The sequence below is a fragment of the Paenibacillus sp. E194 genome, from assembly GCF_000935845.1.
GTDB classification, from domain to species: Bacteria; Bacillota; Bacilli; order Paenibacillales; family Paenibacillaceae; genus Paenibacillus_B; species Paenibacillus_B alvei_B.
In genome coordinates this window covers 1-10,268 of record NZ_JMDX01000206.1, presented here as the reverse complement: position 1 = coordinate 10,268, position 10,268 = coordinate 1, and the positions used below count along the sequence as shown (strand labels likewise).

Annotated in this window: 7 protein-coding genes and 1 pseudogene; 1 reads left to right on the top strand and 7 read right to left on the bottom strand. The window is 47.8% G+C overall.

What is annotated here, in order from left to right:
* The coding region (locus AZ66_RS22250; protein WP_044356853.1) for a MarR family winged helix-turn-helix transcriptional regulator at positions 1-313 on the bottom strand (313 nt) is incomplete at its 3' end.
* A gap of 225 nt (positions 314-538) precedes the next feature.
* Here AZ66_RS22250 and AZ66_RS32055 point away from each other — a divergent pair.
* Positions 539-706 carry a hypothetical protein gene (locus tag AZ66_RS32055; protein ID WP_021254612.1) on the top strand — a complete coding sequence of 56 codons (168 nt, stop codon included), beginning with the start codon at positions 539-541 and terminating at the stop codon, positions 704-706.
* On the opposite strand, the gene gyrA is transcribed toward AZ66_RS32055, so the two are convergent.
* The 6 genes and pseudogenes from gyrA to AZ66_RS22220 form a co-directional block, all read right to left on the bottom strand.
* On the bottom strand, positions 703-3,150 hold the full coding sequence (gene gyrA, locus AZ66_RS22245; protein ID WP_044356851.1) for a DNA gyrase subunit A: 2,448 nt from the start codon (positions 3,148-3,150) through the stop codon (positions 703-705). The two genes, AZ66_RS32055 and gyrA, sit on opposite strands and share 4 nt — an antisense overlap.
* A 15-nt stretch (positions 3,151-3,165) precedes the next feature.
* Positions 3,166-5,157: a DNA topoisomerase IV subunit B gene (gene parE, locus AZ66_RS22240; protein WP_021259137.1), complete on the bottom strand. Its 1,992-nt coding sequence runs from the start codon at positions 5,155-5,157 to the stop codon at positions 3,166-3,168.
* A 231-nt stretch (positions 5,158-5,388) separates the two neighbouring features.
* On the bottom strand, positions 5,389-6,378 hold the full coding sequence (locus AZ66_RS22235) for an ABC transporter permease (RefSeq protein WP_044356849.1): 990 nt from the start codon (positions 6,376-6,378) through the stop codon (positions 5,389-5,391).
* On the bottom strand, positions 6,371-7,336 hold the full coding sequence (locus AZ66_RS22230; RefSeq protein ID WP_044356848.1) for an ABC transporter ATP-binding protein: 966 nt from the start codon (positions 7,334-7,336) through the stop codon (positions 6,371-6,373). Before AZ66_RS22230 ends, AZ66_RS22235 begins: the two co-directional genes overlap by 8 nt.
* 39 nt (positions 7,337-7,375) lie before the next feature.
* Positions 7,376-8,197, bottom strand: coding sequence for a GDSL-type esterase/lipase family protein (locus tag AZ66_RS22225; protein WP_021259140.1), 822 nt, complete (start codon positions 8,195-8,197; stop codon positions 7,376-7,378).
* Between the two features lie 221 nt (positions 8,198-8,418).
* Positions 8,419-10,268: pseudogene (locus AZ66_RS22220) on the bottom strand (ABC transporter ATP-binding protein); the annotation flags it as partial.

The window sequence follows — 10,268 nt, the reverse complement described above, 5'->3', positions numbered from 1 at the left end:
TAGCGACTCCACGGCGCATTTCCTGTTCTCCGAATTCGGTTGCCTGGATCCACACAATTCGACGATCATCCTGGTCTCGCTCTCGAATAATTAGAGCATTCTTCTCCATCCGATCCATCAATGTTGTAATCGCAGCAGGAGTCGTAGCTAAGTGGGGCAACAGATCAGAAGGCTTAACCTTCCCATATTCCGCAATTCGCTCTAATACGGTTAACTGGCTCTCTGTCAAGCTTGGCGCCAGGGACTCGTCCATCATTGACTTATAATCCTTGGATAACTTCGACCATAGCTTGGCAAATTCGGTTGCATGCATGCAAACGACTCCCCCTTTATTCCATGTCGATCTACAAACACCTAAATTATACCACAGCAAAGTAGATAGAACATCCCTAATCTTAGCATAATACCATTTAATTACAAATTTGTTGCCAAAGAAAGTTCAGGAACCAAGCAATCAACTTGCACATATACTGTTGTATAGGCATCTGCACACCAACTTCTCACTAATTTGATGCTTTAACTGCGAGGAGGGGACACAATGGATCAGGACAAATCCGGTATTTTCCGCAAAGCAATGGAGATCGGGATCATAAAAGACCCACAATGGATAGAACGACTCGATGAGCCAGTACCATTGTGGGTCCTATTAGAGATTATCAATACCCTGCACGATGTGTTGAATCCACCGCATAAGCCATTCGATTAGACGGATGGTGGGGTAATAATCGTCGTATTTACAATACTATCTTCCTTATCGATTGCAACCAAGCTTCGGCCTTGCGCTCTCTTATCCATAAGAGGGGCATGTTCAGTTATAAGCTGATGCAAGTGTCCCTGTTCCGTAATGATCGTAATCGGATACGATTCCTTACTGAAGTAAGCGCCGATTAACTTCTTCCCATTCGGCTTCACTCGCTTCCCTTCTTTGAACTCGAATGTAGCCATTCCTTTACCGCCGCGTCCCTGTGTTGGGTAATCCAGCAGCAACGAACGCTTGCCCCATCCAATATCCGTTAGAACCGTAATCTCGCCCTCTTCACCAGTGACCCGAAGAGCTGCTGTGATTGCATCGTCATCCTTAAGCTGCATTCCACGAACACCACCAGCTGCACGTCCCATCGGATTCACTTCCGCTTCTGTAAATCGGATAGACATTCCTTGCTCTGTCACGAGAAGAAGATCTGCTGCCCCATCACTGAGCATGACAGCCAACAACGCATCTTGGTCTGCTACTTTACAAGCAGCGACTGCCCCTGTGCGGTTGGTTTCGTATTCCTTAAGCATCGTACGCTTCACTTGGCCACGACGCGTAACGAACAAGAGCGAACTCAACTCGTCTGCGAATGACTTGACTGGAATGACAGCTACGATAGAGTCTTCCTTCGCAATCGGAATCACATTGACGATGGCTGTACCATTGTCCTTCCACTTGAACTCTGGAATCATATGGACAGGCAAGGAGAAATATTGTCCACGCTGCGTAAAGATAAGCAGGCGATCCAAGGTGTTCACTTCATAAATTTGACGGATGTAGTCGCCTTCCTTAACGCCAGATGCATCCCATTCTCCGCCAGATCGTGTGAAGGATAGTTGACTCGTCCGCTTAATGTATCCATCATTGGACAAGGTGACGAGAACATCTTCAGCATTTACGATGACCTCAAGGTTTACCTTGATTTCCTCAACTTCTCCCTGCACGACTGAACGGCGATCAATTCCATATCGATCACGAATATCCGTCAGTTCCTTCTTAATTACCTTCATCAGCTTCTTGCTGCTCTCTAGAATCGAGCGAAGATCGGCAACCTTCTTGCGAATATCCTCTAATTCCTTCATCAATGAAGTCAATTCCAGATTCGTCAAGCGATACAGTTGCAATGTCAAGATCGCATCAGCTTGACGTTCAGAGAAGCCAAATTGTTCAATCAAGTTGTGTTGTGCATCCTGACGATTCTTCGAAGCTTTGATAGTCGCGATAACCGCATCTAATATATCAAGCGCCTTGACCAAGCCTTCCAGCACATGTGCCCGGTCTTCTGCCCTCGACAAGTCATATTGGGTACGATTCGTGACAACTTCCTTCTGGTGTTCAATGTAGGCTTGGAGCATAGGCAAAATGCCCATTTGCATCGGAGCCTTGTTCACGATCGCTACCATGTTGAAATTATAAGTCACTTGTAAGTCCGTCTTCTTGAATAAATAGTTCAAAATGCCGCTCGCATCCGCGTCCTTCTTCAGTTCAACGACGATACGCATCCCTTCGCGTCCACTTTCATCACGAACCTCTGCAATGCCGTCTACCTTCTTCTCCAACCGGATGTTCTCCATTGCGGTAACGAGACGCGACTTCACGACCTGATACGGGATTTCGGTAATGACGATCTGCTGACGACCACCGCGCATCTCCTCAATATCCGTCTTCGCGCGAATGTAAATGCGACCCTTACCCGAACGATATGCATCGCGAATGCCTTCCGCACCCATGATGATTCCGCCTGTAGGGAAGTCTGGACCCTGCACAATGTTAATAATCTCATCCAGATCAATCTCAGGCTTGTCGATCATGGCGATGCATGCCTCAATCACTTCCCGCAAATTGTGTGTCGGAATTTCCGTTGCAAAACCGGACGAAATCCCACTAACGCCATTTACGAGCAAGTTCGGGTAGCGCGAAGGCAATACAACAGGCTCTTCTTCCGTATTATCAAAGTTCGGACGGAACGGAACCGTGTCTTTCTCAATATCCCGAAGCAGCTCCATCGCAATGGAAGATAATCTTGCTTCTGTATAACGCATTGCAGCTGCCGGATCATCATCGATTGACCCCCAGTTGCCGTGACCGTCAATCAGGACATGCCCCATCTTCCATGGCTGCGCCATACGCACCATGCCGTCATATATCGAAGAATCCCCGTGCGGGTGGTAATTACCCATGACGTCCCCGACCGTTTTGGCGGACTTGCGGTACGGTTTGTCCGGTGTGTTGCCGGATTCATACATCGCATACAAGATGCGTCGCTGTACCGGCTTGAGACCGTCCCTGACGTCGGGTATCGCGCGATCTTGAATGATATATTTGGAATAGCGCCCGAAGCGGTCGCCAACCACGTCTTCCAAGAACGCGGGTTTGAATTGTTCCGATACGCTCATGTGTCTCTCACCTTTCTATTCCTCGAACTCCGCAAAATCAACGTTCTCTACGATCCAGCGCTTACGCGGCTCCACCTTGTCGCCCATTAATGTCGTCACGCGGCGCTCCGCCTTGGCTGCGTCATCGATCTGCACCTGCAGCAGTGTTCTTGTCTCCGGATCCATCGTCGTTTCCCACAGTTGATCGGGATTCATCTCGCCAAGACCTTTATAACGTTGAATTTCAGCACTTTGTCCGAACTGCTTTACGTAGCTGGCAAGCTGCTCGTCCGTCCAAGCATAGCGAACCGTCGAGTGCTTGCCCTTCTTATGCGATATCTTATAGAGCGGAGGCTGTGCAATATATACCTTGCCCTTATCAATGAGCTGACGCATATAACGATAGAAGAACGTGAGCAGAAGCACCTGAATATGTGCACCGTCTGTATCGGCATCTGTCATAATAATGATCTTCGCGTAGTTGCTCTCATCCGCATCGAAGTCGGAGCCTACACCCGCTCCGATTGCATGGATAATTGTTCGATATTCATCATTCTTCAAGATGTCGGCCAGCTTGGCCTTCTCCGGGTTCATCGGCTTTCCCTTCAGCGGCAGGATTGCCTGCGTCTTGGAATCGCGCCCCTGCTTCGCAGAACCGCCCGCCGAGTCCCCTTCGACGATGAAGAGCTCATTGCGTGTATAGTCCTTCGACTGCGCTGGTGTCAGCTTGCCGTTCAGGTTCGAGCTTTCGCTGCGCTTCTTGCCTGAGCGCACATCCTCTCTTGCCTTACGTGCCGCTTCACGCGCCCTCGACGCCTGAATGGCCTTCTTGACAAGCATTTGTGCAGTTTGTGGGTTCTCCTCCAAGAAAATGCTCATATGCTCTGCTACGATTGTATCTACAGCGCCCCTAGCAATGGCACTACCAAGCTGATCCTTCGTCTGACCGACAAATTCCACATCGGACATCTTCACGTTAATAACCGACATCATGCCTTCACGCAGGTCGTTGCCATCTAGGTTTTTATCTTTTTCCTTTAACAAGCTGTTCTTGCGCGCATATTCATTCATCACACGCGTGTAGGCTGTCTTGAACCCTGTCTCATGCGTACCGCCGCCACGAGTTGGAATCGAGTTTACGAACGATACGATTGTCTCCGTATACCCATCGTTATATTGAAGTGCAATCTCAACCTCAATATCATCCTTCTCAGCAGTGAAATGAATCACTTCATGCAGCACGTTTTTATCTTCATTTAAAAAACGTACAAACTCGCTTGCTCCGCCTTCATATAGGAAAGTTTCTTCCTTCCCTGTCCGCTCATCCTTCAATGTGACCCGTAAGCCAGAGTTCAAAAATGCAATCTCCTGCAATCGTTCAGCAAGATTGTCATAATTCAAATGAATATTGCCATGGAATACCTTCGCATCCGGCTTAAACGTTACCTTCGTACCTGTGCGATTCGTATTACCGACAATCTCCAGCCCCGTTACCGGTTCGCCGACATGCTCCTTGCCTTTCTTATCCGTCCATGTCTCAAAGCGCATGCGATGAATCTTGCCTTCTCGACAAATCTCCACCTCAAGCCATTCCGATAACGCATTCGTGACTGAAGCGCCAACGCCGTGCAGACCGCCAGATTTCTTATAGCCTGCACCACCGAACTTACCACCCGCATGCAAGATCGTATAGACGACCTGCGGGGTCGGTACCCCTGTCTTATGCATACCTGTCGGAATTCCTCGTCCATTGTCTCGAACGGTGACCGACTGGTCCTTGTGAATTGTCACATCAATCTGAGAGCAAAATTTGGCGAGATGCTCGTCGACAGCGTTGTCTACGATTTCCCATACCAGATGATGCAGCCCCGAAGAGCTTGTACTGCCAATATACATCCCTGGCCGTTTGCGTACCGCGACAAGCCCTTCGAGCACTTGAATGTCGTCAGCCCCATACTCAGAATTGCGGTTGCCAGATGCCCCCCCATTCTCAGGCGACTGTCCGAACATATCGACTTGCTCGACCATTCATGCTCCTCCTTCAAAAATACATGTAGTACATAATCAATAATCATGCGTGTTCCATTCCATAATACGTGCTTCATACCAAAATGCGTGCTTCATAAATAAAATGCTACCTTATTAGCGTTCCAACCTTCGTTGGCAAAAGAAAATCTGCCGCTGCCGGACGAGAGGAACAAAATGCTCCATTACTTATATCGTCCGGATGCAAACAGATGTTTCGCATTCTTGTATATTTTAATTCAAGATGTCCTGTTTCGTAAAGACACGGAATGCAATGAATAGGGAAATAATGCCCCATACACTTAATACAGCAAGCGAAAACGGCAAGCTCATTCCTTCTACAGGGGCTGGTGTACCCGCCATGTAGTCCGTCAATTTCAAGTTAATCATGAACAGATATTTGGCAGTCGGCCAAGAAGAGGCCATATTATACAAGATGGTACCTGCAATCAGGGTAGCCATTAAGGTTACAATACTTGCTGCTGTGCTCCGGACGAGCACAGATATCATAAACCCCAGTGCTGCCACTACGATGCTGGAGAACCAGATCAGACCGCATTGCATAAGCAAGTACAGCCATGAAGGAAGCGTATGTACGGCATTGAAATCTACGTTCGTGCCCGCTACTGAGAATCCGGTAAATATCGGAAATGACCATCCTCCATAGCCGAATACAGCACCTGAAATCAAATATGCAAGCAGTGCTGTCATCACGACAATGATTCCGGTAAACATCATCAGGACAACCCATTTGCTCATTAATACCTTCCACCTGCGAACCGGCCTAGTCAGCAGCATCTTGATCGTGCCGGTAGACCGCTCCGATGAAACGATGTCCGAAGCAATCGCCATAACAAGCAGCGGAATGAACAGTGTCACTGCATTGTCCATAAAAGTACGGGTAAAGGTCACTCCGTTCGGCTCACTCGGGTTCACATCATGATCCAAATAATATTGCAGCTGCTGCAGCATAATGAGCCGATACTTCTTCCATTCTTCGGGTATTCGGTCGCTTCCGAGCGAATTTTGAATATCGGTGATACGCTGCTGCAACTCCAGTCGCCAGTCATCTTTAAACTTCGCCCTACTGTTCTCCGCCATCTTCATTTGCGCATAGGTGAAGACAGGAATTAGCACGATCAATATGAGCATGATGACATAAAATCGTTTTTTCTTCAACACTTTTAACGTTTCATTATGGATAAGCGGCAGCAAGCTACTCAATGCGTTCACCCTCCGTTAATTCTAAAAATAGCTGTTCAAGGGTAGGCATAATATGCTGGATTCCTTCGATTCGGATGCCAGCATGCATCATTTTGCGATTCAGTTCTGGAATGATGTCCGGTGCAGTTTCTGTTACGATTGCGTAGTCAGGTATCCCGATCAAGGTAGACTCATCAATCGGCGCAGTTTCTCGGCTATAGATCGTAACTCCTTCATTGTCTGCTAACAGCTCCATAGCCCGCTCCGCAGGCTGAGCCTGCCATACTACGAATTGATTGCGTCCCGTAAGCAACTGTTCGACATCGTCTACAGCGAGTACTTCACCATGGCTGATAATCGCAACGCGATCGCACATCAATTGGATTTCACTTAACAAGTGACTGGAGACGAACACAGCCATACCACTGTCAGCCAGCGTACGGATAAATGATCGCAGCTCCTTAATGCCGAGTGGATCTAATCCATTCGTAGGTTCATCCAGAATGAGCAGCTTCGGTTCAGCAAGCAGTGCTTGCGCAATCCCAAGCCGTTGTCTCATGCCTAATGAATAGGTCTTCACTTTATCATGAATTCGATTCGACAACCCAACGATCTCGACAACTTCTTGAATACGTTCTTGACCAATGCCGCTTACCATCCGTGCGAAATGTTCTAAATTTTCCCATCCTGTCAGAAAGTTATACATTTCCGGGTTCTCTACGATACAGCCAACATGCCGCAGTGCCCGCTCTGGATCTCGATTCACATCCAGACCACATACTTGAATCCGGCCTGAAGTGGGAGTAATTAAGTCCACCAGCATTCGAATGGTCGTCGTCTTACCAGATCCATTCGGCCCGAGGAAGCCAAAAATTTCGCCTGCTCGAACCTCGAAGGTTACATCCTTAATAATCAGCTTAGAGCCTATTTTCTTCTTCACATGTTCTACAGATAATATAACTTCCTTCGCATGCTCCATCACTAAGCCACCTCCCGGCCGTCCTCTAGTGTCCTTCTATTATTGAATGCTCTGCACAATCCGCTTCGCAATGGCATCATATCCGTCTCCATTAGGATGAAAATGATCAGAAGATAAATATTTGCTGCTGTTCCGCTGGAACAAATCGTAGGTTGGAACCATCATCATATTCTTGTCCTTATTGATAAACGCATAAGCTGAATCGTTCCATTTCTGAACGACGGCATTTCCTATTTCTCGCATCGCCTGCAGATCCGAGAATGGATTATATAGTCCTACATAGATGATAAGCGCATCCGGGTTCCATTTACGCAGTTGAGTCAGTACCTCTTTCAAGTGGACAATGCCTGCATCCACCTTGGCTATGAGTGTATCGAGCTGCATTTCCTTGGCGCTCATCTGTTCCGATTGAGCACCTTGGAATAAGTCGTTGCCGCCAATCGTTAGTAGGATGACATTCGCTTGCTTCAATACATAACCCGCACTATCCTTCTCTATTCGCTCCACAAGCTGATCTGCACGAAGCCCGTTCACTGCCAGATTGTTCAGAAGCGTAACCGGCTTTTCCTTGTTTTTCTCAAGCGTACTCAACACACGACGTACATATCCTTGTCCCGTTCCGTCGCCAGTACCTCTTGTTAAAGAATCGCCAAGAGCAGCGATACGCATCTCTTGCTCCGAGTGGGTGGCGGTATCTGTTGTCGGTGAAGTCTTCACCCCAGGCGCATCCGCAAACGGAACAGAAGCAGGATAGATAATATCCGCAATTCCAAGTCCAAAGCCAACGAGCAAGAGCAGCGTGCATCCCACGCCGCATGAAGCAATCCATAACCATTGCCGCGATGCCGTTTTACGACCCATCCTAGTCCTCCTGTCTCAATCCCTGAACTCTGTTCTCCCTTTACATTACCTGTTCAGGTTCCTATTTGCAAACTGAGTCATCTGCTGTTACCACGTTCCCTGCCAACAAGAGAGGCGACCGATCAATTCGGCCGCCTCTTTCATCAATTCCCTATACGATTGTACAAGACACAGAAGCAATTACTAGCAGCAGAATCGCTCCACCGCTACACGCGGCGTGACTACATGTACTTATACTGTGCCGCTACTAGATTGTAATAAGTGCCACGCAGATTCATCAATTGATCATGTGTACCTTGTTCCTGAATAACCCCATGATCAAGCACAACGATATTGTCACAATTGCGAATCGTAGACAACCTGTGCGCAATAATGAAGGAGGTTCTACCCTGCAGCAACGTCTTCAATGCTTCTTGAATCTTCAGTTCAGTCTCGGTATCAATACTTGCAGTTGCTTCGTCAAGAATTAATATTCTAGGGTTTGCAAGCAAGGCACGTGCGAACGAGATAAGCTGACGCTGACCCATGGACAGCACATTTCCGCGTTCCTCGACCTCAGTGTCATAGCCATCTTTCATACTTGCAATGAAGTCATGTGCATACACGGCACGTGCTGCCGCTTCTACCTCCGCATCTGTTGCATCGAGACGACCGAAGCGAATATTATCTCGTATCGTCCCGGAGAAGATGAAGGTATCTTGCAATACAATACCAACCTGCGATCTCAGACTTTCAATTGTAACTTGCTTAATATCATGACCGTCAATAGTGACACGGCCTTCTGTCGTATCGTAGAAACGGCACAATAAATTGATAATCGTACTCTTACCGGAACCTGTGTGTCCGACCAACGCGATAGACTCGCCTGCCTTGGCTGATAACGATACGCCCTTCAACGCAGGACGTCCCTTCTCGTATTCGAACAATATATTCTCGAACTCCACATCGCCATGGATCGGTGGAAGCACTTCCGACTTCGCTGTATCCCCAATGGATGGCTGTTCATCCATAAATTCAAAGATACGTTCCGAAGAAGCCATGGCAATTAGCATTTGCGAATACATTTGCCCCAAGCGATTAATAGGTTCCCAAAAGTTCCCGATGTATTGGGCAAAAGCGAATAGTACCCCAACTGTTATCACATGACTCTGAATCAAGTATGAACCGTACATGAATAGAATAAATGCACCTACAGCACTTGTTATCTCGATAACAGGTCCGAACGATTGGTTCATGGCAGAAGCGCGATCCCAAGACTTCTTATTCACATTGTTCATATGATCGAAGAATTCCATGTTCTGCTGTTCTTGTGCATATGCTTGTGTGACACGAACGCCTTGGATCGCCTCGTTCAAGTGAGAGTTAATCCGCGATTGCTTCATGCGGACGTCCTGCCAAGCGAAGCGGATCTTCTTCCGCAGTTTCGTCGATACTAAGAACATAATTGGAACCGTAATCATAACTGCCAGTGCAAGCTGAACATTCAAGAACAAGAGGATAATGATGATACCTACCAGCTGCATGCAATCAATCAGAGTGTTGACAGCACCGTTCGTGAACAGTTCCTGCAAGGAATTGACGTCGTTCGTCACGCGCACTAGCACGGAACCAGCTGGACGCTTGTCATAGAATTGGAATGACAGCTTCTGAATGTGCTTGAACAGATCCCCTCGCAGATCATGAATAATGCGCTGGCCAATCACATTCATAAATTTGATACGGAACGCATTGGCGCCCCACTGCACAATATAAAGTCCAAACACCGTTCCCGCGATCATGTACAGCATACGCAGCGATGGGTTCCCGTCAGCGGGCTGTATCGCATGGTCAATGGCATAGCTGATGAGAAATGGGATTGCCAGTTTCGTAAGCGTACCCAGAACCATCATTACCAACAATACCGGCAGCAGTTGGCGTTTATAGGGCTTCATGTACACGAGCAGACGGCGCATCTGAGCCCAGTTGAACGGCTTTTCTTATCGCCTCATCATCTTGATAGACGAATCGGGATCGCTTACGCTCTGCGTTCTCCGCAGCTGTGTTCTCGTGTTCATTCGCTGGGCTCGCCGCC